This is a genomic window from Rhodoferax sp. GW821-FHT10B06 (assembly GCF_059415605.1).
Genome location: NZ_JBWKNO010000001.1, coordinates 277688 through 302089, shown reverse-complemented (window position 1 = coordinate 302089; position 24402 = coordinate 277688). Strand labels below are relative to the sequence as shown.

The following is a 24402-nucleotide window of genomic DNA, read 5'->3' as shown; positions in this document are numbered from 1 at the left end:
AGATGAAACCTGCGCCAACTGCCTAAAAGATACCCATGCCTTTCATCCGATCCGTGCTGCATATGCTGTTTTTGGCGGTGACCGTCGTCCCTTGGGCCCTGGCGGTGCTGTTGATGGCGCCGTTTGCCGGTGCGACCCGCATCTACTGGGCCTGCGCACGCTGGCTGAAGCTCTCGGTGGACAGCGGCACGGCGATCCTGGGCATCCAGAATCGCATCACCGGCATGGAGAACCTGCCCACCGATCCCAAGGCGTCGGTGGTGCTGCTGGTCAAGCACCAGTCCACCTGGGAGACCCTGGTGATGCCGGCCATCATGCCGCGCCCGCTGGCCTTTGTGTTCAAGAAAGAGCTGCTGTGGATACCGTTTTTTGGCTGGGCCATGGCCTGCATGGACATGATCCACATTGACCGCAGCCAGGGCAGCCAGGCTTTCAAGAAGATGGTGGCGTCCGGCAAGCGCCTGGCGGGACAGGGCACCTGGATCATCCTGTTCCCCGAAGGCACGCGTATTCCGCGCGGCCAGGTCGGCGAATACAAGACCGGTGGCACCCGCCTGGCCATCCAGTGTGGTGTGCCGGTGGTACCGATTGCCGTAACCGCCGCTAAATGCTGGCCGCGCAAGGCCTTTATCAAGACCCCGGGCATTGTGGACATTTCCATAGGCAAGCCCATTCCGAGCGTGGGCCGGCGCCCGGACGAGCTGATGGCCGAGGTGCAGGCCTGGATCGAAGCCGAGATGCGCCGCCTGGACCCGGACGCCTACCGCTAAGAACCTGTTGACGACCCCAAAGAGTTCGTTAACACGTTCTTAGCCCGACGGGGCGGTTTTCTATCCTCCATTTGGAGGGCATATTGGCAAGGCGTGCGGGTGGTCGCGTCTAGAATTTGCGCTCGCTGGTGGCTTCCTTCCACCGTCTGCTGTGCAGGCAAGGGCCTGCGCCTCGCCCCCTCTCTATTCCCAACCACACCGACTTATGAAAAAGCTTTCTGTGATCGCCATGGCGCTGCTGTTGGCGGCGTGCAATACCGTTCCCAAATCTGGCGACGCCAGTAGCAAGGCCGCGGAAACGGCGGCAGCAGCCAATGCGGCCGCGGCTGCAGAAGCGGCAGTGGAAGCCGCCGCGCCCAAGGTGGTCTCGGTGTCTGATGTCGAGCTCAAGAGCCTGGCGGTGCAGATGCAAACCCGTCTGGACAACATCAACCCGCTGGGTCCGCGCGACCGCTATGTGTTGCGCCTGGCCCGCTTGACAGCCAAGCTACAGAACGAAGACGGTCTGAGCCTGAACTTCAAGCCCTACCGCAACCCCGTACCGGACGCCACGCCCTCACCCGACGGCTCGATCCGTGTCTACAACGGGCTGATGGATACTTTGAACGATCCCGAGCTGCTGGCCATGTTGGGCCGCGAAATCAGCTTTGTGAAGAGCGGCGCGGCCATGTTGCGCCTGCGCACGGCCTACCAGGCGTTTGACGGTGCGAAGAGCGTCACCACCTTCAGCAACGCTTTGGACAATCTGTCCGACGCCGACTTGCAGGCGATTGGCGAGCAAGTGGAGAAGAACCCGTTCACTTCCAGTGCCGACCTGGATGCCGACGACTACAGCCTGGCTTTTCTGAAGAAGAACCATATCGACCCTAAGGCCCTGGAGCACGCGCTCCGCAAGCTCGCGGTCAAGGGCCAGCGCGACAAGGCGACCGCTTTGCTGTACCCCGACGCCAAGGGCCGCGCGGACCGCGTACGCGATCTGCTGGCGGTCAAGAAATAAGATTCAGCGCTTACTGCGCACATGAAAAAGGCAGCCTGGGCTGCCTTTTTTGTTGCTGCTGACAGCTCTAAAAACTGTCCCAGTCGCCTTCTGCTCCGGCGGACTGAGGGGCCTTGGGTCGGGCCAGCGCGGCGGTTTTCAGCGTGGGTGCGGGCCTTTGCGAAATGGCCGGGCGTGCCCCGCCTTGGGGTGGGCGTGGGGTCTGGACGATGCGAGGGGCGGCGGCGTTGCTTTGCGGGGGGAGCTTGAAGACCTCTACCGCACCGACCAGCTCGTCGGCCTGGGTACGTAGGCTGCTGGCGGCGGCGGCCATTTCCTCTACCAGCGCGGCGTTTTGCTGCGTGGCCTGGTCCATTTGCGTGACCGCTTCACCCACCTGCGAGACCCCCGAGCTCTGCTCTGAGCTGGCCGAGCTGATTTCACCCATGATGTCCGTCACGCGGCGGATGGAGCTGACTACCTCTGTCATGGTGACGCCGGCCTGGTCCACCAGGCTGGAGCCTTGCTCCACCCGCTGCACGCTGGCGCCTATCAGGTCCTTGATTTCCTTCGCGGCCTGGGCTGAACGTCCGGCCAGGCTGCGCACCTCGCTGGCCACCACGGCAAAGCCCCGGCCCTGTTCGCCGGCGCGCGCGGCTTCCACCGCGGCATTCAGCGCCAGGATATTGGTCTGGAAGGCAATGCCGTCGATCACACCGATGATGTCGCTGATCTTGCGGGACGAGTCGTTGATGCCCTTCATGGTCTCCACCACCTGGGCCACCACCTCGCCTCCTTTGACGGCCACGGTGCTGGCGCTTTGGGCCAACTGGTTGGCTTGGCGGGCGTTGTCGGCGTTTTGTTGCACGGTGGAGCTGAGCTCTTCCATCGAGGCTGCGGTCTGTTCCAGCGCGCTGGCCTGCTGCTCGGTACGGGCGCTCAGGTCGCTATTGCCCTGGGCGATCTGGGCGCTGGCGGCTGCCACACCCTCCGCATTGCTGCGCACGCGGCCTACTGTGCCGGTCAAGGCGTCCTGCATGCGTTTGACCAGGGCCATGGTGCTGGAGCTGTCGTTGTGACGCAGCACAATCGTGTGGCTCAGGTCGCCATCTGCGACGCGTTGCACCGCATCGTTGACTTGCGCCGGTTCGGCCCCGAGTGTGCGGGTCAGGTTGTGGGTAATGGCCCAGGTCAGCAGGCTACCTATGCCTGTGGCTGCAATCGCCAGGCCGACCATCACCATGGCATAGAAGGAGGCGCTGCCGCCTGCTGCATGGGCCAGGTCGCTGCCCACCTTGCTCTGGTACTCGGTTACGTCGTCCACGGCTTTGAAGAGCTGGTTTTGTTTGTCGCGGATGTCGCCGGTGAGCAGCGCAATGGCTTCATCGGCCTTGTTTTGCTTGGCCAGCTCGATGACACGGTCCACGCCTTGGTTGTAGGGGGCTTGTGTTTCGTTCAGCGTCTTCAGGTAGCTGCGTGCCTCGGCGCTTTTGACGGTGCGGTCCAGTACCGTCAGCAGCTGGTTGTTTTGGGCGCGTGCATCGGTAATACGTTTCAACTCCGCATTGCTGGCGGTCGCATCGGGTTTGATCACGATGTTGCGTACCGAGCGAGCCACGGTGTTCAAGTTGTCCTTGATATCGGAGAACTGGTTGATTTTCACCATGCGGTTGTTCGCAATTTCGTCCAGGCTGTTGGCCATTTGGCGCATTTGGATGGCGCCCACCAGTGCAATGGCGATGCCGATCAGGGTGGCCGAGCCAAAGCCCAGCATGAGGCGGGTGCCAATTTTGAGATCGTTGAGCTTCACGGTGCGCCTTTCAGTGTGGTCGGGCGGGGCCAGGTTTGCGCGGGGGGCTGCAAGGTGTATACCTTTGCGGCAAGGGCTGGCAATGGTTTTTAGTCCTTCGCGCCTGGGTGGTCAAGAGCCGGCATGGTTGGTACCAGCGTCCACGGTAAACTTTATCGCTATGCGCAGCCTTCTGCAGTTCACCCTGGATCTCTTTGCCCCTGCGCCGGCGCCTGAGCCTGCCCCGCGCTTGCGGTCCAAGAAAAAAGTGCCTCTGGCGCATGTACCTCCTGCGCAAGTAGCTCCTGAATTAATAGCAAATGTATTGCCAGGCGCCATGGAGGATGGGGACTTGGCGACGCCATCGTTTCGCCATCCGCGTGCCACGCGAGAGGCGCTGCTGGGTAACACCCTGGTGGCCTACGAGTTCCAGCGCGCCAAGCGGCGCAGCATCGTTTTTGTGGTTGGGCCACTGGGCCTGGCGGTGCGTGCGCCGCGCTGGGTGCCGCTGGCCGAGGTGGATGCCGCTGTGCGCGACAAGGCCGGCTGGATTGTGCAAAAGCTGGAGCAGGCGCGCGAGCGGCAGGCCGAGCAACAGGCCTCGCGCATCGTCTGGCGCCATGGTACGGAATTGCCTTATCTGGGGCAGACCCTGGTGCTGGTGCTGGACCCGCAGCGGCGTGGTAGCGCCTTGCTGGGTAACCAGCTTTGTCTGGGTCTGCCCTTGCAGGCTAGCGCGCTGCAAATTCGTGCGGCAGCCCACAAGTGGATGCTGGCCCAGGCGCGTAGTTTTTTTGTCCAACGCCTGCAGCATTACGCGCCGCAGTTGGGTGTGCAATGGAGTCGCCTTGCACTGTCTAACGCGGCGACGCGCTGGGGAAGTGCCAGCAGCAGCGGCTCCATCCGCCTGAACTGGCGCCTGATGCACCACACGCCCGCGGTGGTGGACTATGTGGTGGTGCACGAATTAAGCCACCTGCGGTACATGGACCACAGCCCGCGCTTCTGGGGCACCGTGGGCTCGGTCATGCCGGACTATCCGGCGTTGCGCGCCCAACTCAAGCAGGTGCAGATTCCCAAGTGGGAAGATGGTTGAACACCCCCAGGCTTGCCCACTGCCCCGGGATCGACCCAAGGGGTCGATAACGCAAGTGGCCGCCAACCCCCTTGCAGGGGGCAACACCTGCGGCCTGGCGGAGCCAGTTCCGCGGTGTTTCTGGACTAAGCCCGACGCGTTTGTGCGTGCGGTCAGGCGCTGATCGGTAGCTCTTCGCTTTCGCCGGGCACCAGGCCGTGCGGATAGGCCAGAGGTGTGGGGCTGAAGCGGTAGATGCCGTCTGCGCCGCGCCGGCGTTGCAGATAGCCGTCTACCCACAGCTTGTGTAAATGCGCAATCGCCTCGCCCATGGCGAAGGTGGTCTGGTGCAGGTCCAGCTGGCGTTTGAACAGCACCGGCAGGATGTCGGCGGCGCAGCAGCTGTGTTGTTCCCGCGCGAAAGCCATGACGCGGGCGAGGTGCTCGCGGTGGTGGTCATGCAGCTGCTGGATGCGGGTGTGCAGGCCCTGGAACGGGCGGCCATGCGAGGGCAGGGTCAGGGTGTCGGGTGGCAGCGTGGCGAATTTGTCTATCGAGTCCAGGAACTGCTGCAGCGGGTTCGACTCGGGCTCTATGTCGAACACGCTGACATTGGTGGAGATGCGAGGCAGCATCATGTCGCCGCCTATCAAAACTTTGGTCTCAGCGCAGTACAGCGCGATGTGCTCGGGCGCGTGGCCGTAGCCACTGATGCAGCGCCAGTCGCGCCCGCCTATGTGCAGCGTCTGACCGTCCTGCATGCGCACGAAGCTGGGCGGCAGCTCGGGCACCATGGCGCTGTAGTAGCCGCTGCGGGCGCTGATCTTGGCCATGGATTCCGGGTCGGTCAGGCCGTGCTTCTGGAAGAAGCTGGCAGCCGCCGCGCCGCCATTGCCACTGGTGGTGTGCGTGTGGTGGCAGGCAACGAAATAGTCGGTGGCGCTGATCCACAGCGGTGCGTTCCAGCGCGCGCACAGCCAGTAGGCCAGGCCAATATGGTCCGGGTGCATATGCGTCACGATGACGCGCAAGATGGGCAGGCCTTCGAGCTGGCTGGCAAAGATGCTTTCCCACTGCGCGCGCGATTCATCGCGGCTGATGCAGCAGTCCACTACCGACCATCCAGCCTGCCCATCGATCTCGTCGCGCAGCAGCCAGAGGTTGATATGGTCCAGAGCGAAGGGCAGTGCCATGCGTATCCAGCGTACGCCCGGTGCGACTGGAATGCTGTCGCCGGTGGCCGGCATGGTGTCGCTCAAAGGGTAGTGGAGTTGCTGTTCGAGGAGGTTCATGGGGCGCGTTTTCAGACCATAATTGACGTTCACGTCAACGTCATTCTAGACGGCCCCCTCATTTGCGACACCATGGCGACCATTACCTACACCATCAGCGATCTGGCCCAGGAATTCGACCTGACGACCCGCGCCATGCGCTTCTATGAAGACATGGGCCTGTTGCAACCTGAGCGTACCGGCCCGGGCGGCCGCACCCGCGTCTACAGCACCCGTGACCGTGCTCGGCTCAAGCTGACCCTGCGTGCCAAGCGCCTGGGCCTGAGCCTGACGGAGGCCAAGGACATCATCGACATGTACGACAGCCCGCGCGACACAGCGCCGCAGCTGCGCAAGTTTCTGGCTGTGCTGGCTACGCACCGCCAGCAGCTGGAAGACCAATTGGCCGAGCTGCAGGCCAATTTGCAAGAGGTCAAGGCGCATGAGGTGGATGCGCAGGCCTTGCTGGCTAAAAGCGAGAAGCGCGGCAAGTCACGCTAGCTTTCCCGGGGTTGTGCGGCGCTGCGTAGCGGCTTATGCTTTACGTTGACGTCAACGTCAAATGGCCACGAGCCAGCATGGCGTACATAAACAGGAGACACCGCATGCAACTTCCCGGACTCGACTTTCAACTCGGCGCGGATATTGATGCGCTACGCGATGCCGTACGCAGCTTCGCCCAGGACCAGATCGCCCCGCGCGCCGCCGATATCGACGCCCACGACCAGTTCCCCATGGACCTGTGGCGCAAGATGGGCGACCTGGGCGTGCTGGGCATTACCGCACCGGAGGCCTATGGAGGTGCCGACATGGGTTATCTGGCGCACATGGTGGCGATGGAGGAGGTCAGCCGCGCCAGCGCCTCGGTTGGCCTGAGCTATGGCGCGCACAGCAACCTGTGTGTGAACCAGATCAAGCGCAACGGCACGGACGCGCAGCGCGAAAAATACCTGCCCAAGCTGATCAGCGGCGAGCATGTAGGCGCGCTGGCCATGAGCGAGACCGGGGCGGGTAGTGACGTGCTGTCCATGCAGCTCAAGGCCGAGGCCCAAGGCGACCACTATCTGCTGAACGGCCACAAGATGTGGATCACCAACGGACCGGACGCCGACGTGTTGGTGGTTTATGCGCGCACCGCACCGGGGCCGCGCGGTGTTACCGCCTTCCTGGTCGAGAAGAGCATGCCTGGTTTTTCAGTGGCGCAAAAGCTCAACAAGCTGGGCATGCGCGGCAGCCATACCGGCGAGCTGGTATTCAACAACGTGGTGGTGCCGGCCAGCCACATCCTGGGTGGCCTGAACCAGGGCAGCAAGGTGCTGATGAGTGGCCTGGACTACGAGCGCGCCGTGCTGGCCGCAGGGCCCATAGGCATCATGCAGGCGGTGCTGGACAACGTGCTGCCCTATGTGCACGAACGTAAGCAGTTCGGCCAGAGCATCGGCGAGTTTCAGCTCATCCAGGCCAAGATGGCCGATATGTACACCACCTTGCAGGCGGCCCGGGCCTTCGCCTATACCGTGGGCAAGAACCTGGACGCGCTGGGCCCGGAGCATGTGCGCCAGGTGCGCAAGGACTGTGCGTCCGTCATCCTGTGGTGTGCCGAGAAAGCCACCTGGATGGCCGGCGAGGGCGTGCAGATCTTTGGTGGCAACGGCTACACGCTGGATTACCCGCTGGGCCGTTTGTGGCGCGATGCCAAGCTTTACGAGATTGGCGCCGGCACCAGCGAGATCCGCCGCATGCTGATCGGCCGCGAGTTGTTTGCCGAAACCCGCTAGCGCGGTAGTGGCAACAGCACCACGGGTGGCGGTGGAGGTGGTGGCAGCACGCAGGCGGACAGGCTGGACAGCAGGCACAGGGCTGTGACGGCACGCAGGCCCATGTGGCCTACGGAATTGCGGACGTGGGGTGTGCTCATGTTTTGGGTCCTGTTGCGCTGCTGTTGGCCGTGTTCTGCGTGGTTTCCACCCACCCGCCGCCCAGCACCTTGTAGAAGGTGATCAGATTGGTCAGCCGTGACAGCTGGGTGCTGATCAGGTTTTGCTGCGCGGTGTAGAGCGAACGCTGCGCGTCCAGCACGCCCAGGTAGCTGTCCACGCCGCGCTTGAAGCGGGCGTCCGACAGCTGCAGGCTGTCCGCCGTGGCGTCCACCAGCGACTGCTGCGCTTCCAGCTGACGGCCCAGCGTGCTGCGTTGGGCCAGCGCATCGGACACCTCCTGGAAGGCGGTTTGTATGGCCTTTTCATACTGGGCTACGTTGATGTCGCGGCTGACGGTGGCGACGTCCAGGTTGGCCTGGTTCGCGCCGGCATCAAAGATCGGCAGCGAGATCTGCGGCACGAAGCTCCAGCTGCCCGACCCACCCTTGAAAAGGCCCGATAGGCTGGAACTGGAGCTGCCCGCCGACGCCGTCAAACTGATGCTGGGGTAGAAGGCGGCGCGCGCCGCACCGATATTGGCGTTGGCAGCTTTCAGCGTGCGTTCGGCCTGCAGAATGTCCGGCCGGCGCTGCAGCAGGTCTGATGGTAGGCCGGGCGCGATGCTGGCCAGCGGGCTGGATGCAGCACTGTTGCCATCGGGCAGGGTTTGCGGTAGCAACTCGGCCGGCACATCGGCGCCTACCAGCAGCACCAGGGCATTGCGGTCCTGGGCCACCTGGGCGGTGTAGCGCTCCACGTCCACACGGGCAGAGTCCACGCTGGTTTGCGCCTGCCGCAGCGTCAGGGCCGATGCCACGCCCAGCTCGTAGCTGCGCTGGTTCAGGCGGTACGAGTCGTTCTGGCTGGCCAGGGTGTCGCGGGCCAGCTTCAGCCGGTCTTGGTCGGCTGCCAGCGTCAGGTAGCTGGTGGCCACTTCGGCAATCAGGCTGATCTGGCTGCTGCGCCGCGCATCGGCGGTGGCCAGGAACTGCTCCAGCGCCTGCGCATTCAAGCTACGCACGCGGCCGAACAGGTCCAGTTCGTAGGCGCTGAAGCCCAGCGTGGCGCTGTACTGGTGCGACACCGCGGCCTGACCGGTGGAGGACAGATCGGCTGGTGTGCGGCTGCCCGAGCCGCTGCCGCTAGCATTCACGGTGGGGAACAGGGCTGCGTTCTGCACACCGTACTGCGCGCGGGCCTTTTCAATGTTGAGCACGGCGACACGCAGATCGCGGTTATTGGCCAGGCTCAGCTCGATCACGCGGCGCAGCGCCGGGTCGGTGAACACATCGCGCCAGCCCAGGTCGGCCACGGCGCTGCTGGTGCTGCCGCCGGTGTCGCCCGCGAAGGCCGCCGGTACCGGGGCTGCGGGCTGCTGGTAGGTGGGCATCAGGCTGCAGCCCGAGAGCAGGGCGGCCAGTGCCAGTGGAGTCAATAAAAAACGGGACATATCAAACACCTTCGGTAACGGTAGTGGCATGCGGCACTGGTGTTGCCGGCTTGGCTTTGAACAGCCCAACCACCAAAACAAAGAACAGCGGCACAAAGAAGATGGCCAGGATGGTGCCGGACAGCATGCCGCCGATCACAGCCGTGCCCAGGGCATGTTGTGCGCCTGAACCGGCTCCGCTACCCAGCACCAGGGGCAACACGCCCAGAATGAAGGCCAGCGAGGTCATCAAGATGGGGCGCAAACGCATGTGTGCGGCTTGCAAGGCCGACTCCATCAGGCTCTTGCCTTGCTCGTGCAGTTCTTTGGCGAACTCCACGATCAGAATGGCGTTCTTCGATGCCAAGCCGATGGTGGTCAGCAGACCGACCTGGAAGTACACGTCGTTCATTTTCCAGGTCAGGATGGCGCCCAGCAGCGTGCCAAATACGCCCAGCGGCACCACCAGCAACACCGAGAACGGAATGGCCCAGCTCTCGTACAGTGCGGCCAGACACAGGAACACGATCAGGATGGACAGCGCGTACAGCATGCCGGTCTGGCCGCTGGATGCTTTTTCCTGCCGCGACAGCCCGGTCCATTCATAGCCTATGCCGGGTGGCAGCTGCGCCACCGCTTGCTCGACGATGGCCAGGGCCTCACCGCTGGAAGCGGCGCCTGGCATGGCCATGCCCATGATTTCCACCGAGGGAACGCCGTTGTAGCGCTCCAGGCGCGGCGACCCGGAGGTCCAGCTGGCCGTGGAAAACGCGGTGAACGGCACCATCGTGCCGGCGCTGTTGCGCACCTGCCATTTGTCGATGTCTTCGGGGCGCATGCGGTAGGGTGCGTCGGCTTGCAGCATCACCTTCTTCACGCGGCCCTTGTCGATGAAGTCATTCACATAGCTGCTGCCCCAGGCCGCAGAAAAGGTGTTGTTTACGTCGCTCATGCTCAGACCCAGCGCGCCGACCTTGTGTGGATCGATGTCGAGCCGGAATTCGGGGGTGTCTTCCATGCCATTCGGGCGCACCGCGACCAGTCGCTTGTCCTGGGACAGAATGCCCAGCAATTGGTTGCGGGCTTGCATCAGGGCTGCGTGGCCAAGGTTGGCCCGGTCTTGCAGCATCAGGTCAAAGCCAGTGGCGTTGCCGAGCTCCGATACCGCCGGCGGTGCGAAGGCGAAAACCTTGGCATCGCGGATGGTGGCAAAAAATGCACCCGCCTTGGCGGCGACGCCGTTGACGCTCAGTGCTTCACTGGCGCGCTCGTCCCAGGACTTGAGCCGCACGAAAACCAGGCCCGAGTTTTGCCCGCTGCCGGCGAAGCTGAAGCCCGCTACGGTGAACAGGCCCTGGACCGCCTCCTTTTGGTCTTCCAGGAAGTGGTGTTCCACCTGTTTCATCACTTCCAGCGTGCGCGATTGCGGGGCGCTGGGTGGCAGCTGGACCAGGCCGAACAAGGTGCCTTGGTCTTCGTCAGGCAAGAAACCTACCGGCAGTTTGAGGAAGCCAAATACCACCAGGCCCACGATTACCGCATAGGCGAGCATGTAGCGCCAGCCCTTGCTGATCATGTGGCGCACCACGCCTTGGTAGCGGCGGTTGCTGCGGTCGAAGTTGCGGTTGAACCAGCCAAAGAATCCCGTGGTGGTCAGCGCATGGCCTTTCTCTACTGGCTTGAGCAGCGTGGCACACAGCGCGGGGGTGAGCACCATCGCGGTGAGCACCGAGAGTGTCATGGCCGACACGATGGTAATGGAGAACTGGCGGTAGATCACGCCGGTGGAGCCGCTGAAAAACGCCATGGGCACAAACACGGCTGCCAGCACCAGGGCAATGCCCACCAGCGCGCCAGTAATTTGCCCCATGGATTTGCGCGTGGCTTCTTTGGGCGATAGGCCTTCTTCGGTCATCACCCGCTCCACGTTTTCCACCACCACGATGGCGTCATCGACCAGCAGGCCGATGGCCAGCACCATGGCGAACATGGTCAGTGTGTTGATGCTGTAGCCGAAGGCGGCCAGCACGCCGAAGGTGCCTAGCAGCACCACTGGTACGGCAATAGTGGGGATCAGCGTGGCACGAAAGTTCTGCAGGAACAGGTACATGACCAGAAACACCAGGGCCACGGCTTCCACCAGCGTACGCACCACTTCTTCAATGGAGATCCGCACAAAGGGCGTGGTGTCGTATGGCTTCTGGACCTTCATGCCTTGGGGGAAAAACTTTTCCAGCTCCGTCAGCCGCGCGTCGATGCCACGCACCGTGTCCAGCGCATTCGCGCCCGTGGCCAGCTTCAGGGCCAGGCCCGCGGCGGGTTTGCCGTTGTAGCGGGCCGTGACGTTGTAGCTTTCACCACCCAACTCGATACGGGCGACATCGCGCAGCCGCACCTGGGAGCCATCCGACTGCGTGCGCAGCAGGATGTCACCAAATTCATCGACGGTCTTGAGCCGTGTTTGGGCCGTGATGGTGGCGTTCAGCTGTTGGTCGCTCGTGGCTGGCAGGCCACCCAATTGGCCTGCGGATACCTGGGCGTTCTGCGCCTGGATAGCGGTTTTGACGTCCAGCGGCGTCAGGCTGAAGCTGTTCAGCTTGTTGGGGTCCAGCCAGACACGCATGGCGTATTGCGCGCCAAACAGGGTGGTGTCGCCCACGCCCTCGACGCGGCTCAGCGGCTCTTGCACATTGGCGCCCACGTAGTCCGACAGGTCGGCGCCATCCATGCTGCCGTCTTCCGACGTGAAGGCCAGGATGTTCAGAAAGTTGCTGGCCGACTTGGTCACTTGCACGCCCTGCTGCTGCACTTCTTGCGGCAGCAACGGCGTGGCCAGGGCCAGCTTGTTCTGTACCTGCACCTGTGCGGTGTCGGGGTTGGTGCCGTTCTCAAACGTCAGCGTAATGGTGACCGAGCCGGAGGATTCGCTGGTCGAGGCCATATAGCTCAGCCGGTCCAGGCCCTTCATCTTCTGTTCGATGACCTGGGTGACGGTGTCCTCCAGTGTCTTGGCCGATGCACCGGGGTAGTTGGCGGTAATCGCGACAGCCGGCGGTGCGATGCTGGGGTACTGCGCGATGGGTAGGGTGTTGATCGACAAGATGCCTGCCAGCATCACGATGATGGCAAGCACCCAGGCGAAGATGGGGCGGTCAATAAAAAAACGTGCCATGGTGGTCTCTGCTGCTATCAGTTCGAAGCCAATTTGGCGGTGGTGGATGCCGTAGCTGGCGCGCTTGCTGCCTGCTTGGCGACCCAGGGCACGCTCTTGACGGACACACCGGAGGTGACATGCAACTGGCCGTCTACGACCAGTTGGTCACCGGCCTTCAGGCCGCTGCGCACCAGCCATTGGTCGCCAATGGTGCGGTCGGTTTCCAGCACGCGGCGTTGCAGCTTTTGGTCCGAGCCCACCACGTAGGCAATGGGTTTTCCGGTGCTGTCACGCGAAACGGCGGGCTGGGGCACCAGCACGCCTTGGTCCAAAGTGCCTTCTTCCAGCACGGCGCGCACATACATGCCGGGCAGCAGCTCGGCGCGCGGGTTGGGGAACACGGCGCGCAGCGTGATGGAGCCGGTGTTCTGGTCCACCGTCACGTCGGAGAACTGCAGCTTGCCTTCGATGGGGTAGCTGCTGCCGTCTTCCAGCACCAGCTTGACCTTGGCGGCGTTGGCGCCGCTTTTTTGCAGATCGCCCCGGGCCATGGCTTGCTTCAGGCGCAACAGGGAAGCGCTGGGCTGGGTTACGTCCACATAGATCGGGTCCAGCTGCTGTACTGTGGCCAGTGCGGTGGCTTGGCTGGCGGTCACCAGGGCGCCGGCGGTCACGCTGGAGCGGCCGATACGGCCAGAGATGGGGGAGTCCACCCGCGCATAAGCCAGGTTGATGCGGCTGGTTTCCACATTCGCCTTGGCGGCGGCCACATCGGCCTCGCCTTGGGCCAGCGTGGCGGCGGCGTCGTCGTAGTCTTGTTGGCTCACTGCCTTGATGGCCACCAGTTCCTTGTAGCGCGCGGCCTTGAGGCGGGTGGTTTGCAGATTGGCCTGGGCCTTGGCCAGGGCAGCCACATTGCTGTCGTAGCTGGCCTTGTAGGTGGCGGGGTCGATCTGGTAGAGCGCCTCGCCGGCTTTTACGTCGCTGCCTTCACGGAACTTGCGCTCTTTCACGATGCCGTTCACCTGGGGCCGTACCTCGGCGATCTGGTAGGGCACGGTGCGCCCTGGCAGTTCGGTGGTCAGGGCCAGCTTTTGGGTTTGTACGGTGATGGTGCCGACTTCGGGAGTGGCCAGCGAGGGCGGTGGGCCGCCCATGGGAGGCTTTCCGCAGGCGCTGAGCAGCACGGTGCCGGCCAGGGCCACGGCATGGGGGACATAGGTGAAGCGCATGGGAAAACTCCTTGGGATTGCAGGTTTTTAATAAAACGGTACTGTACCGTATCGTTTTAATCTTATGTGGGTACAATCAAAATGTCAAAACATGTAAGTAAAGCCCCCGTAAAAAAATAGGGGCATATGGAGACATCTTTCCCATGCGAGTTCTGAGTCCTGCTAAACGCGAAGAAATATTGGCCCTGGCGTCCCAAGTGTTTGCCGAGGTGGGCTATGAGCGGGCCTCCATGGCCGAGATATCGGCCCGGGTGGGCGGCTCCAAGGCCACGCTGTACCGCTATTTCCCGTCCAAGAAAGACCTGTTCCTGGAGGTGGCGAACAATTCCTCGCGCCAGCATTTCGGGGACTCCATCTTGGCGCGCGCGCACAGCCAGGAGGAGGTCGCGCAGCGCTTGTGCGAGGTCGGCCAGGTGGTGCTGCCTTTTTTGCTGTCGTCTGACACGATTGCCCGTGAACGCATGGTGATCGCCGAGTCGGGGCAGTCGGATATCGGGCTGCACTTTTACGCCAATGGCCCTGGCAAGGGGCTGGATGTGATCTCCGAGTTCCTGCAGTACGCCATAGACGATGGCTGGCTGCGGCCGATGGATACACGGGTGGCAGCCGCCCATTTGCTGGCCTTGTGGCCCGCAGAGATCGAACCCCAGCGCCTGTTCGGCGTGCCGGTGGATGGCTCGCCTGAGTTCGCGCAGCAGGCAGTGGCACGCGCGGTAGACGTCTTTATGCGGGCCTACGCTGCCTGAGGTTGCTTCTAATTTGATAGCTGCTTGCGCAGGTATCTTCTGCGCTAGAGGCATTTTTCTTATAAATCTATGAGGTAGCTGGTTCATGCCCGGTTCACCGGTTTGTCATCTGCCGTTCATGCTGCGCAAACTGATAATGACGCATGTTTCGTAAACGTCTTACCGTGGCCCTGGGTGTGCTGGCTGTGGCCGCGCTGTTGCAGGGCGGAGTGTCTTTGTGGGCGCTGCAGGCCGCGAGTGACAAGGTCTACCGTGGCCGGGTCGCCAGCGACGTACTGGCGGGTTTTCTGGAGCTCTATGGCACCAAGCAGCGTCTGCGCGCCTGGCTGTCGCAGTCTTTGCTGGGCGCGCCGGTAGATCCGCAGCTGCGCGAAAAGCTGCAGAACGACATGGCTGCCACCCTGGCCAGCCTGGACGCCATGGCCGTGCTGGCTGCTGAGCTGGACGGCGACCGCGACGCCCTGCAGGCCGAACACCACCAGCGTCAGGAGGATTTGGTCGTACTGCACCAAAGCCTGGACGAGCTGCGCACCGCCATGGCCAGCGTGCAACCCCAGCCGCTGAATGCCAACCCAGTGGCGGTGTGGTCCGAGATCACCCGTGTGTTTGATGTGTCCCAGGGGCGCGATTTGCGCTCGCTGCTGGCGCGCAATATCGAACGTGAAAAGGCCGCCGTGGCGCGCGACCGCGCGGCGGCCGACAGCTCGCTGGCCCTGGTGCGTACCCTGGCCCTGGGCGCCGCTACCTCGCTGGCCCTGGCGGCCGCGCTGCTGGCCCTGTACTTTGCGCGGGCGCTGCGCCAGCCGCTGGAAGAGCTGAGCAACGGTGTGGAAGCGCTGCAGCGCGGCGAATTGCAGCACCGCATTCCCGACCACCGGCACGACGAGTTTTCGCGCTTTGCCCAGCGCGTTAATACCATGGCCGCCGAGATCGCCCACCACCGCGAGCGCGAGGTGCAGGCCCGCCAGCGGTTGGAGGATTTGGTGCAGGCGCGTACGGCAGAGCTGGAGGAGGCGCTGCAAACCTTGCGGCAACTCGAGGCCCGGCGCCGCCAGATGTTTGCCGACATCAGCCACGAGCTGCGTACGCCCACCACGGTCATCCGCGGCGAGGCCGATATTGCCTTGCGCGGGCAGGACAAGCCGGCAGAGTATTACCAAGGTGCCATGCAGCGGATCGTGAGCTCGGCCAAGCAACTCGGCGGTGTGATCGATGACCTGCTGACCATGGCGCGCAACGACATTGACACGCTGGCTCTGCATCGCACGCCGCTGGACGTGGCCGGGCCCTTGCAGGACGCCGTGGAGCAGGCCCGAGCCCTGGGCCGTGAACACCGCGTGCAGGTGGAGTACGCCTCGCCGGACGAGTCTTCCAGCTGGCGCCTGCTGGGCGATGCACAGCGCCTGCGCCAGCTGTTCACCCTGTTGCTGCACAACGCCGTGCGCTATTCGCATGCTGCGGGCCGGGTGCAGGTGCGGGCTAGCACCGTGGTAGACGCAAACGGCGCAGCCCAGTGGCAACTGCACGTAACCGACCATGGCATAGGCATCAGCGCCGATGACCTGCCCCGCGTGTTCGAGCGCAACTTTCGCGGTGAAAATGCCCGCCTGCACCGCGCCGATGGCAGCGGCCTGGGCCTGGGCTTGCCGATTGCGGCCATGCTGGCACATGCGCACGGCGGCCATATCGATATCGACAGCCAGCCAGGCCAGGGCACCACGGTAAGCTTGTGGCTGCCACTGTTGGCAGAACAAGCCTATGAACATACTGATCGTTGAAGACGACGCCCGCGTCGCTGATTTTCTGGACCGCGGCCTGCGCGCCGAGGGCTACCGCGTACAACTGGCGCGCAACGGCACCGACGGCTTGGCCCAGGCACGCGTGCTGGCCCAGCAGTCGCGCGACGAAGACACGCCAGCCGTGATGCTGCTGGACGTGATGCTGCCCGGCATGGGGGGGCTGGAGGTCTGCCAAACCCTGCGCGCCGCTGGCGTGGCCCTGCCCATACTGATGCTTACCGCTCTGGGCTCGCTGGATGACCGCGTCTCCGGCCTGCGCCTGGGGGCTGACGACTACCTGGTCAAACCCTTTGCGTTTGAAGAGCTGTTGGCCCGCATCGAGGCGCTGATGCGCCGATCGCGCGACGTGGCTCCCGCCAATGCGTCCCGCCTGGTGGTGGGCGACCTAGTGCTGGACCACGACGCCATGCGCGTCACCCGGGGGAATCAGCCCGTGACCTTGACGGCCCGCGAGCTGGCCGTGCTGGAGCTGCTGATGTCGGCCCCGGGCCGTTTGTTCAGCCGCGAACGCATTCTGTCCGCGGTTTGGGGCTCGCACGAGGACCCGCTGACCAATGTGGTGGACGTCTACATCCGCCGCCTGCGCAGCAAGATCGACGACGGCCAGGCCCAGCCACTGATCCACACCCAGCGTGGCCTGGGCTACCGGCTGGAGGCTTTGCCTTAAAACGGATTCATCTTCTGTTCATCTTGGCGTTAACCACGGTTCACGCAGCAAGCGACTTAGGGTTCATGCCCGCGCCAGACACTGGTTGCACTGCAGCAGATGGATTCCGCTGCAGGATTTTCCCCCCGCTGCTGTAGCGAGGGCCAACCTTTGAAAGAGTGCAAATATGTCTACCGTTTCCAACCGTCTGATTCCTGTTGTGGCCCTGGCCTCGCTGCTGGCTGCTGGCGCCGCCAGTGCCCAGACCTGCCAGACCATCAGTGAAAAAGAAGTGGCCAGCCTGTTCGACCGCTGGAACGATTCGCTGAAAACGTTGGACCCGGCCAAGGTTACGGCCAACTACGCACCCGATGGCGTACTGCTGCCCACGGTGACCAACGAGCCGCGCAGCACGCCGGCCGACATCCAGGACTACTTCGTCAAGTTCTTGAAGAGCCAGCCGCAAGGGGCGATCGACAAGCGCTTCATCAAGATAGGCTGCAATGTGGCGCAGGACGTGGGCACCTACACCTTTACCTTCAAGGACGGTGGCAAGGTACATGCCCGCTACACCTATGTGTACGAGTACACCAACGGCCAGTGGCTGATCGCCAACCACCATTCGTCCGCAATGCCTGAAAAGAAGGGTTGATAAGCAGGGCCGGCGACCCCGGGGCAGACGGGCGCGCCGGCCGTCCGGCCGCCCCTGTGCCTGGGCTGTAACCAACACACGGCAAAATGCGGGTATGACCAAGACTACCCCTGATATCCCCGACATCTTCGCCAACAACCGTGCCTGGGCCGAGCAAATGGAGCGTCAGCGCCCCGGATTTTTCACGGGACTGAAGGCCCAGCAAAAGCCCAAGTACATGTGGATCGGCTGCTCCGACAGCCGCGTACCGGCGAACGAAATCATGGGCCTGGCACCGGGCGAGGTGTTCGTGCACCGCAACGTGGCCAATGTGGTCGTGCATTCCGATCTGAACGCCTTGTCCACCGTGCAGTTCGCGGTGGACGTGATCAAGGTGGAGCACATCACCGTGGTGGGACATTACGGTTGCTCTGGCGTTGCGGCGGCGTTGTCCGGCCTGCGCGTGGGCCTGGCCGACAACTGGTTGCGCCACATCCAGGACGTGCGCGACCGCCATCGCGGCCTGCTGGACACGATTCCCGAGCCACACCGCCATGACGCGCTGGTAGAACTCAATGCCATCGAGCAGGTGGTGAATGTATGCCAGTCCACCGTTATGCTGGACGCCTGGGGCCGTGGGCAAAAAGTGGTGGTGCACGGATGGGTGTATGGCATCCACGACGGCCTGCTGCAAAACCTGCACATCAGCGTGGGTGGTGTGGACGAGCTGGAGGCCGCCTACCGCGCTGCCGTGGACCACGTTTTCCTGACGGAGCGCAAGTAATACCTGCACTTGTAGCTATTTAATCGATAGCAATCCATGTTTCCGCAACGGCTGGACTCGCCACTCGCTCACCGTATCGCCAAGGCCATCATGGATGGCTTCAACCGGCACTACCGCCTGTTCCGCACCGAGTCGGCGCGGGCCAAGCACCGGTTTGAAACGGCCGACTGGCGTGCCCAGCAGCGGGGCCAGCGCGAGCGCATCGAGTTCTACGACCTGCGCGTGCGCGAATGCAGCACCCGGCTGGAGCGCGAGTTCCAGGCGGGCGAGCAGGGCCAGGAAGTGTGGCCGCAGGTCAAGCTGCATTACATAGGCCTGCTGGTAGACCACCACCAGCCCGAGCTGGCCGAGACCTTCTTCAATTCGGTCACCACCAAGATACTGCACCGCAGCTACTTCCATAACGGCTTCATCTTCGTACGCCCTGCGGTCAGCACCGAATACATCGAAAACGACCCGGCGGAAAAGCGCCCCACCTGGCGTGCCTACTACCCGTCGCGTGACACCATGGGCGAGGTGCTGCAGCGCATGGTGCAGGACTTTGAGCTGCGCCGCCCGTTCGACGACCTGGCACGCGACACCGGCCATGTGCTGGCGGCGCTGCTGCAGCACCTGGGCGAGTTCACGCTGCGCGCCAACTTCCAGTTCCAGGTGCTGTCGGGCCTGTTCTTCCGCAACAAGGGTGCATATGTGTGCGGCAAGGTGATCAACGGCTTCAACGCGCTGCCGTTTGCCTTGCCCATTCTGCACAATGCGCAGGGCAAACTGGTGATAGATGCCGCGCTGTTCGGTGAGGACGACATGCTGCGCCTGTTCAGCTTCGCACGCGCCTACTTCATGGTGGAGATGGAAATCCCCAGCGCCTATGTGCAGTTCTTGCGCAGCATGATGCCGCGCAAGCCGCGCAATGAAATCTACAACGCGCTGGGCCTGGCCAAGCAGGGCAAGACCCTGTTCTACCGCGACCTGCTGCAGCACCAGCGCCACTCCAGCGACCAGTTCCGCATCGCGCCCGGCATCAAGGGCATGGTGATGCTGGTGTTCGATTTGCCCTCGTTCCCCTATGTGTTCAAGCTCATCAAGGACTACTACCCGCCGCAGAAGGACACCAGCCGCGAGCAGATCCAGGCCAAGTACCAGTTGGTGAAGCACCATGATCGCGTGGGCCGCATGGCCGACACGCTGGAATACAGCGGAGTGGCCTTTCCGCGCGACCGCTTCTCGGACGATCTGATCGCAGAAATCGAGAAGTTCGCCCCCAGCCAGATGGAGATCAGAGACCGGGATGGCGACGGCCAGCTGGAGGTCATCCTCAAGCACGTCTACATCGAGCGCCGCATGATCCCGCTGAACATCTATCTGCAGGAGGCGTTTGACCAAGGGCCGAACGACCCACGTGCGCGTGCGCAGATCGAGCGCGTGGTGATTGAGTATGGCAACGCCATCAAGGACCTGGTGGCCGCCAACATTTTTCCGGGCGATATGTTGTGGAAAAATTTTGGCGTGACGCGCCACGGCAAGGTGGTGTTCTACGACTACGATGAGATCGAATACCTGACCGACTGCAACTTCCGTAAAGTGCCCGAGCCGCGCAACGAGGAAGACGAGATGAGCGGTGAGGTCTGGTACAGCGTGGGCCCCAAGGATGTGTTCCCCGAGACCTTTGCCCCGTTTCTGCTGGGCAACCCCGCTGTGCGTGAAGTCTTCATGAAGCACCACGCGGACCTGCTGGACGCCGGCTTCTGGCAGTCCCACAAGGAGCGCATCCAGGCCGGCCATGTGCACGACGTGTTTCCGTATGAACAGGACAAGCGGTTTTGTTTGCCCTCGGTGCCTCCGGCGCCCAGTTCTACTACCTAAAAGGGCGCGTGGCTAAACTCTCGGTCATGCATACCCTTACTGCCTGTTTGATCGCCTTGTCCTGCCTGGCTGTTACTGGTCGCGCGGTATCTGCAACTTCGGCCACTGCTAAACATGCGCCGCCTTCGTCTGTACCAGCTGCCTGTGATGCCCCAGCTTTGGATTCCGTCGACTATGCTCGTTCTCTAAATGCGGTACGGCGTTTGCCCGAGCTGGTGCTCTGGTCTCGTAGCCACAGCTTTCCGGTTGCTTATGGCGAGTCTATGGACCACCAAGTCCGTCTGCAAGGCCGTTGCTATTGGAGCGTCTCGGTTTTCGCCAACCGTCCCGAGCGCCTGGAGCTGTGGAACGTGTTCTACGTGGAGACCCTGGCCAAGGGTAGGAGTAGCAAGCACATGCTGGTTCAAGACCCGTTATCTGGCGAAGCAGTGTCGCTGCAGCAGTGGCGCGCTCAACTAGACCGACCTTAACTTTGTCGTACACTCCGCGCTGCCCGGGGTGTGCAGTTAGCTGCGCTGAGATGGAATCCAAACCCGCGAACTTGATCTGGTTCATACCAGCGTAAGAAGAGCTTGACGACAGCGTTCTATCCGTAATTTTCGGGTGCGCTCCGTCTACACGCCCCCTCTGCCACGATGCGGGGCATCTCCTTGGGAGTTTGCGCGGTCTGGCTGCGCTTTCGGGTCCCACTTCCAAAGGAGAACCCACCATGAACGCGCCCGATAAATTCGTCCAGCTACTTAACTACGCCTGCGACCCCCTGCCAGCCTCCACCAAGCGTTACATCCAGGGCAGCCGCCCCGACCTGCGTGTACCGGTACGTGAGATTCTGCAAAGCAACGGCGAAACGGTGGCGGTGTACGACACCTCCGGCCCCTATACCGACCCGCAGGCCCAGATCGATGTGCGTGCCGGCCTGCAAGCTCTGCGCGCGGGCTGGATCGAGTCGCGCCTTGATACCGAAACCTATGCCGCACGCATCCGCAAGGCGTTGGACGATGGCCGCCAGAGTGAGGAACATGACGCCCTGCAGCTGCTGCGCGCCCAGGCCGCCGGCCTGCAGCGCACGCCGCGCCGCGCCAAGGCTGGAGCCAACGTGTCGCAAATGCATTACGCGCGCAAAGGCATCATCACCCCCGAGATGGAATTCGTCGCCCTGCGTGAGAACCAGAAGCTCGAATGGATGGAGCAGTACGCGGCGAACGCCGAGCGCGACCAGCGCCTGGCTGGCAACAGCTTCGGCGCCAGCATCCCCAAGGTGGTGACGCCCGAGTTCGTACGTTCCGAAGTGGCCCGTGGCCGCGCGGTGATTCCGCTGAACATCAACCACCCCGAAGTCGAGCCCATGGCCATAGGCCGCAACTTCCTGGTGAAGATCAACGCCAATATCGGCAACTCGGCCGTCACCTCCAGCATCGAGGAAGAAGTCGAAAAGCTGGTCTGGGCGATCCGCTGGGGCGCTGACACGGTGATGGACCTGTCCACCGGCAAGAACATTCACACCACGCGTGACTGGATCATCCGCAACTCGCCTGTGCCCATTGGCACCGTGCCGATCTACCAGGCACTGGAAAAGGTGGGCGGCATTGCCGAAGACCTGACCTGGGAAATCTTCCGCGACACCTTGATCGAGCAGGCCGAACAGGGCGTGGACTACTTCACCGTGCACGCCGGCGTGCGCCTGCCCTTCATCCACCTCACGGCCAACCGCATGACCGGCATCGTCTCGCGCGGCGGCTCCATCATGGCCAAGTGGTGCATCGCCCACCACAAAGAGAATTTCATTTACACCCACTTCGATGAGATGACCGAGATACTGAAGGCCTACGACGTCAGCTACTCGCTGGGTGACGGCCTGCGCCCTGGATCTGGTGCCGATGCCAACGACGAAGCCCAGTTTGCCGAGCTGCGCACCCTGGGCGAGTTGACGCAGAAGGCCTGGGAGCAAGACGTGCAGGTGATGATCGAAGGCCCGGGCCACGTGCCCATGCACATGGTACAGGCCAATATGACCGAGCAGCTTAAGCACTGCCACGAAGCGCCGTTCTACACCCTGGGCCCGCTGACCACCGATATCGCGCCCGGCTATGACCACATCACCAGCGGCATCGGCGCGGCCATGATCGGCTGGTTCGGCACCGCCATGTTGTGCTACGTCACGCCCAAGGAGCATCTGGGCCTGCCCGACCGCGACGACGTGAAGACCGGCATCATCACCTACAAGATCGCCGCCCACGCCGCCGACGTGGCCAAGGGCCACCCCGGTGCGCGCTACCGCGACGACGCGTTGTCCAAGGCGCGCTTCGAGTTCCGCTGGATGGACCAGTTCAACCTGTCGCTGGACCCGGAAACCGCCAAGAAATTCCACGACGAAACCCTGCCCAAGGACTCTGCCAAGGTGGCGCATTTCTGCTCGATGTGCGGCCCGAAATTCTGCTCGATGAAGATCACCCAGGAGGTGCGCGAATACGCCAAGAACCTGGGCGTGAGCGAGGAAGAGGCCGCGCTGCAAGGCATGCAGGACAAGTCGGAAGAGTTCAAGAATGGTGGCGGGGAGATCTACGTTCCCGTGAATGGTGTGATTCCCATCCAGCAGGCCTAGGCAAGAGTAGAGTGGGGCGCTAACTTGTACGCCAAGGAGCGCCACCATGACCCTTACCGCAATGGACCCCATCGTCATCCTGGGCGCGGCCCGTACGCCCATGGGCGCATTCCAGGGCAGCCTGGCGCCGCTGGCCGCGCATGACCTGGGGGGCGCCGCCATTCAGGCGGCGGTGGCCCGCGCCGGCGTGGATCCTGCGCGCATCGACCAGGTCGTTTTCGGCAACTGTCTGATGGCCGGGCAGGGCCAGGCGCCTGCCCGGCAGGCGGGCTTCAAGGGCGGGCTGCCGCAAAGCGCGGGGGCTGTCACCTTGTCCAAGATGTGCGGCTCCGGCCTGTTCGCGGCCATGCTGGCGCACGACATGCTGCGTGCGCGCAGCCTGGACCTGGTGGTGGCCGGTGGCATGGAGAGCATGAGCAACGCGCCCCACCTGCTGCCCCAGGGACGTAGCGGCATCCGCATAGGCCATGGCCGGGTGCTGGACCACATGATGCTCGACGGGCTGGAAGATGCCTACGAGCCGGGCCGCTCCATGGGCAGCTTTGGCGAGGACTGCGCGGCCCATTACGGCTTCAGCCGCGCGGCGCAGGATGCGTTCGCCACCACCAGCGTGCAGCGTGCCCAGGTCTCCATTGCGTCCGGTGCGTTTGCGGACGAGATCACGCCAGTGGCGGTGCGTGGTGTGGAGGTTCAAGTGGACGAGGCGCCAGGCCGCATCCGCCTGGACAAGATTCCCACGCTGAGGCCCGCATTCAAGCCCGACGGTAGCATCACCGCGGCCAGCAGCAGCTCCGTCAGCGACGGCGCCGCCGCCCTGGTGCTGGCCCGCGCCTCGACTGCCGCCCAATGGCCCACGCCGCCGCTGGCGCGCATCGTCGGCCACGCCAGCCACGCACAAGCGTCGGCCTGGTTCAGCACGGCCCCGGTGGGCGCGGTACAGAAGCTGCTGGACAAGATAGGCTGGCGCGTGGCGGATGTGGACCTGTGGGAGGTGAACGAAGCCTTTGCCGTGGTGCCCATGGCGCTGATGGCCGAGCTGGGCATGGAGCACGGCCGCGTCAACCTGCACGGCGGCGCCTGCGCGCTGGGCCACCCGATCGGTGCCAGCGGCGCGCGCATCCTGGTCACGCTGCTGTACGCGCTGCGCCAGCACGGCCTGCGCCGAGGCGTGGCTACCCTGTGCATAGGCGGTGGTGAGGCGGTAGCCATGGCGATTGAGTTGCTATGAAAGCAGAGGCTGCGGCGGCCAAGTTTGAATTTTTGATGAAAAGTGGCTCTGGCGCAGATAAAAGTTGCGCCATATGCTATCAAAACAATAGCAATCGCCAAGCCCCATAATCGAACGCCTGCCGTTTAGCTCCCAACCAGGGTGGTTTCGGCGTCTCAAAGGCATCTGTGAAAAAAACATTCCAACTGAATATCGAAGGCAAGCACCGTGACCGCGTGCTGGACGCCACCAAGCACGAAATCCGCAAATACATGCAGCGCCAACTGCGCAAGCCCTTGCCTGCCGGCGTGGACTACTGGGACTGGGACTGCAAATTTGGCAGCAGCGCGGACACCGCCGTCGTGGCGCATTACGCCGCCATCACCAAGCTGATAGACGAAATTGCCGCCAGCGGCGCCGCCTCGTTCTACATCGAGCTGGTGGCCAAGAACGGCGTGCGCGCCGCCAAGCCTGCACGCCAAGACGATAGCGACGACGCGGAAGACTGAAAC

Annotated in this window: 21 protein-coding genes; 15 read left to right on the top strand and 6 right to left on the bottom strand. The window is 63.2% G+C overall.

The annotated features are described in order from the left end of the window. Window positions 1-35: 35 nt before the first annotated feature. Window positions 36-770 (top strand): lysophospholipid acyltransferase family protein, encoded by a 735-nt coding sequence (locus tag AC07O2_RS01420; protein WP_495073957.1) that lies wholly within the window; start codon window positions 36-38, stop codon window positions 768-770. Window positions 771-975: 205 nt separating this feature from the next. Next, window positions 976-1767: a M48 family metalloprotease gene (locus AC07O2_RS01415; protein ID WP_495073956.1), complete on the top strand. Its 792-nt coding sequence runs from the start codon at window positions 976-978 to the stop codon at window positions 1765-1767. Between the two features lie 67 nt (window positions 1768-1834). On the opposite strand, the gene AC07O2_RS01410 is transcribed toward AC07O2_RS01415, so the two are convergent. After that, window positions 1835-3556: a methyl-accepting chemotaxis protein gene (locus AC07O2_RS01410; RefSeq protein WP_495073955.1), complete on the bottom strand. Its 1722-nt coding sequence runs from the start codon at window positions 3554-3556 to the stop codon at window positions 1835-1837. A gap of 331 nt (window positions 3557-3887) precedes the next feature. Between AC07O2_RS01410 and AC07O2_RS01405 the strand changes: the two genes are divergently transcribed. Beyond that, a complete protein-coding gene (locus tag AC07O2_RS01405) occupies window positions 3888-4631 on the top strand; it encodes a M48 family metallopeptidase (RefSeq protein ID WP_495073954.1) in 744 nt (247 codons plus the stop codon). Window positions 4632-4783: 152 nt separating this feature from the next. Here AC07O2_RS01405 and AC07O2_RS01400 read toward each other — a convergent pair whose 3' ends face one another. After that, window positions 4784-5902, bottom strand: coding sequence for an MBL fold metallo-hydrolase (locus AC07O2_RS01400; protein ID WP_495073953.1), 1119 nt, complete (start codon window positions 5900-5902; stop codon window positions 4784-4786). A gap of 72 nt (window positions 5903-5974) precedes the next feature. On the opposite strand from AC07O2_RS01400, the gene AC07O2_RS01395 reads away from it, so the two are divergent. Together AC07O2_RS01395 and AC07O2_RS01390 are read left to right on the top strand one after the other, a co-directional pair. Continuing rightward, on the top strand, window positions 5975-6382 hold the full coding sequence (locus AC07O2_RS01395; protein ID WP_495073952.1) for a MerR family transcriptional regulator: 408 nt from the start codon (window positions 5975-5977) through the stop codon (window positions 6380-6382). Between the two features lie 104 nt (window positions 6383-6486). Further along, window positions 6487-7659 carry an isovaleryl-CoA dehydrogenase gene (locus AC07O2_RS01390; RefSeq protein ID WP_495073951.1) on the top strand — a complete coding sequence of 391 codons (1173 nt, stop codon included), beginning with the start codon at window positions 6487-6489 and terminating at the stop codon, window positions 7657-7659. Here AC07O2_RS01390 and AC07O2_RS01385 read toward each other — a convergent pair. Genes AC07O2_RS01385 through AC07O2_RS01370 form a run of 4 tightly spaced genes read right to left on the bottom strand, consistent with a single transcriptional unit; the run spans window position 7656 to window position 13615 of the window. Then, window positions 7656-7799 (bottom strand): hypothetical protein, encoded by a 144-nt coding sequence (locus AC07O2_RS01385; RefSeq protein ID WP_495073950.1) that lies wholly within the window; start codon window positions 7797-7799, stop codon window positions 7656-7658. The genes AC07O2_RS01390 and AC07O2_RS01385 overlap by 4 nt on opposite strands. Continuing rightward, window positions 7796-9250 (bottom strand): AdeC/AdeK/OprM family multidrug efflux complex outer membrane factor, encoded by a 1455-nt coding sequence (gene adeC, locus AC07O2_RS01380; RefSeq protein WP_495073949.1) that lies wholly within the window; start codon window positions 9248-9250, stop codon window positions 7796-7798. Before adeC ends, AC07O2_RS01385 begins: the two co-directional genes overlap by 4 nt. A gap of 1 nt (window position 9251) precedes the next feature. Next, entirely contained in the window at window positions 9252-12401 is a 3150-nt protein-coding gene (locus tag AC07O2_RS01375) for an efflux RND transporter permease subunit (protein WP_495073948.1), read from the bottom strand. A 17-nt stretch (window positions 12402-12418) separates the two neighbouring features. After that, a complete protein-coding gene (locus tag AC07O2_RS01370; protein WP_495073947.1) occupies window positions 12419-13615 on the bottom strand; it encodes an efflux RND transporter periplasmic adaptor subunit in 1197 nt (398 codons plus the stop codon). 143 nt (window positions 13616-13758) lie between these two features. On the opposite strand from AC07O2_RS01370, the gene AC07O2_RS01365 reads away from it, so the two are divergent. From AC07O2_RS01365 to AC07O2_RS01320, 10 genes are all read left to right on the top strand, one after another. Continuing rightward, entirely contained in the window at window positions 13759-14361 is a 603-nt protein-coding gene (locus tag AC07O2_RS01365) for a TetR/AcrR family transcriptional regulator (protein WP_495073946.1), read from the top strand. A 143-nt stretch (window positions 14362-14504) separates the two neighbouring features. Then, a complete protein-coding gene (locus AC07O2_RS01360) occupies window positions 14505-16139 on the top strand; it encodes a sensor histidine kinase (RefSeq protein ID WP_495073945.1) in 1635 nt (544 codons plus the stop codon). Continuing rightward, entirely contained in the window at window positions 16120-16827 is a 708-nt protein-coding gene (locus AC07O2_RS01355) for a response regulator transcription factor (RefSeq protein WP_495073944.1), read from the top strand. The genes AC07O2_RS01360 and AC07O2_RS01355 overlap by 20 nt, the downstream gene beginning before the upstream one ends. Before the next feature lie 166 nt (window positions 16828-16993). Next, window positions 16994-17458 carry an SgcJ/EcaC family oxidoreductase gene (locus AC07O2_RS01350; protein WP_495073943.1) on the top strand — a complete coding sequence of 155 codons (465 nt, stop codon included), beginning with the start codon at window positions 16994-16996 and terminating at the stop codon, window positions 17456-17458. Window positions 17459-17552: 94 nt separating this feature from the next. After that, window positions 17553-18221, top strand: a complete 669-nt coding sequence (gene can / locus AC07O2_RS01345) for a carbonate dehydratase (RefSeq protein WP_495073942.1) — start codon at window positions 17553-17555, stop codon at window positions 18219-18221. A gap of 36 nt (window positions 18222-18257) precedes the next feature. Further along, window positions 18258-20081, top strand: coding sequence for a bifunctional isocitrate dehydrogenase kinase/phosphatase (gene aceK, locus AC07O2_RS01340; protein ID WP_495073941.1), 1824 nt, complete (start codon window positions 18258-18260; stop codon window positions 20079-20081). Window positions 20082-20344: 263 nt separating this feature from the next. Next, entirely contained in the window at window positions 20345-20551 is a 207-nt protein-coding gene (locus AC07O2_RS01335) for a hypothetical protein (RefSeq protein ID WP_495073940.1), read from the top strand. A gap of 239 nt (window positions 20552-20790) precedes the next feature. Next, complete coding sequence (gene thiC, locus AC07O2_RS01330) at window positions 20791-22683, top strand: phosphomethylpyrimidine synthase ThiC (protein ID WP_495073939.1); 1893 nt, start codon at window positions 20791-20793, stop codon at window positions 22681-22683. A gap of 46 nt (window positions 22684-22729) precedes the next feature. Beyond that, window positions 22730-23911: an acetyl-CoA C-acyltransferase gene (locus AC07O2_RS01325; protein ID WP_495073938.1), complete on the top strand. Its 1182-nt coding sequence runs from the start codon at window positions 22730-22732 to the stop codon at window positions 23909-23911. 167 nt (window positions 23912-24078) lie between these two features. After that, window positions 24079-24399, top strand: coding sequence for a DUF6172 family protein (locus AC07O2_RS01320; RefSeq protein WP_495073937.1), 321 nt, complete (start codon window positions 24079-24081; stop codon window positions 24397-24399). Window positions 24400-24402: the final 3 nt, after the last annotated feature.

Bases quoted from the DNA above. Each gene is read 5' to 3' on its own strand.
- AC07O2_RS01390 (WP_495073951.1), top strand. From the start codon at position 6,487: ATGCAACTTCCCGGACTCGACTTTCAACTCGGCGCGGATATTGATGCG.
- AC07O2_RS01355 (WP_495073944.1), top strand. From the start codon at position 16,120: ATGAACATACTGATCGTTGAAGACGACGCCCGCGTCGCTGATTTTCTG.
- AC07O2_RS01360 (WP_495073945.1), top strand. From the start codon at position 14,505: ATGTTTCGTAAACGTCTTACCGTGGCCCTGGGTGTGCTGGCTGTGGCC.
- AC07O2_RS01395 (WP_495073952.1), top strand. From the start codon at position 5,975: ATGGCGACCATTACCTACACCATCAGCGATCTGGCCCAGGAATTCGAC.
- can (WP_495073942.1), top strand. From the start codon at position 17,553: ATGACCAAGACTACCCCTGATATCCCCGACATCTTCGCCAACAACCGT.
- AC07O2_RS01350 (WP_495073943.1), top strand. From the start codon at position 16,994: ATGTCTACCGTTTCCAACCGTCTGATTCCTGTTGTGGCCCTGGCCTCG.
- AC07O2_RS01375 (WP_495073948.1), bottom strand. From the start codon at position 12,401: ATGGCACGTTTTTTTATTGACCGCCCCATCTTCGCCTGGGTGCTTGCC.
- AC07O2_RS01335 (WP_495073940.1), top strand. From the start codon at position 20,345: ATGGACCACCAAGTCCGTCTGCAAGGCCGTTGCTATTGGAGCGTCTCG.
- thiC (WP_495073939.1), top strand. From the start codon at position 20,791: ATGAACGCGCCCGATAAATTCGTCCAGCTACTTAACTACGCCTGCGAC.
- aceK (WP_495073941.1), top strand. From the start codon at position 18,258: ATGTTTCCGCAACGGCTGGACTCGCCACTCGCTCACCGTATCGCCAAG.
- AC07O2_RS01385 (WP_495073950.1), bottom strand. From the start codon at position 7,799: ATGAGCACACCCCACGTCCGCAATTCCGTAGGCCACATGGGCCTGCGT.
- AC07O2_RS01325 (WP_495073938.1), top strand. From the start codon at position 22,730: ATGACCCTTACCGCAATGGACCCCATCGTCATCCTGGGCGCGGCCCGT.
- adeC (WP_495073949.1), bottom strand. From the start codon at position 9,250: ATGTCCCGTTTTTTATTGACTCCACTGGCACTGGCCGCCCTGCTCTCG.
- AC07O2_RS01420 (WP_495073957.1), top strand. From the start codon at position 36: ATGCCTTTCATCCGATCCGTGCTGCATATGCTGTTTTTGGCGGTGACC.
- AC07O2_RS01400 (WP_495073953.1), bottom strand. From the start codon at position 5,902: ATGAACCTCCTCGAACAGCAACTCCACTACCCTTTGAGCGACACCATG.
- AC07O2_RS01370 (WP_495073947.1), bottom strand. From the start codon at position 13,615: ATGCGCTTCACCTATGTCCCCCATGCCGTGGCCCTGGCCGGCACCGTG.
- AC07O2_RS01365 (WP_495073946.1), top strand. From the start codon at position 13,759: ATGCGAGTTCTGAGTCCTGCTAAACGCGAAGAAATATTGGCCCTGGCG.
- AC07O2_RS01415 (WP_495073956.1), top strand. From the start codon at position 976: ATGAAAAAGCTTTCTGTGATCGCCATGGCGCTGCTGTTGGCGGCGTGC.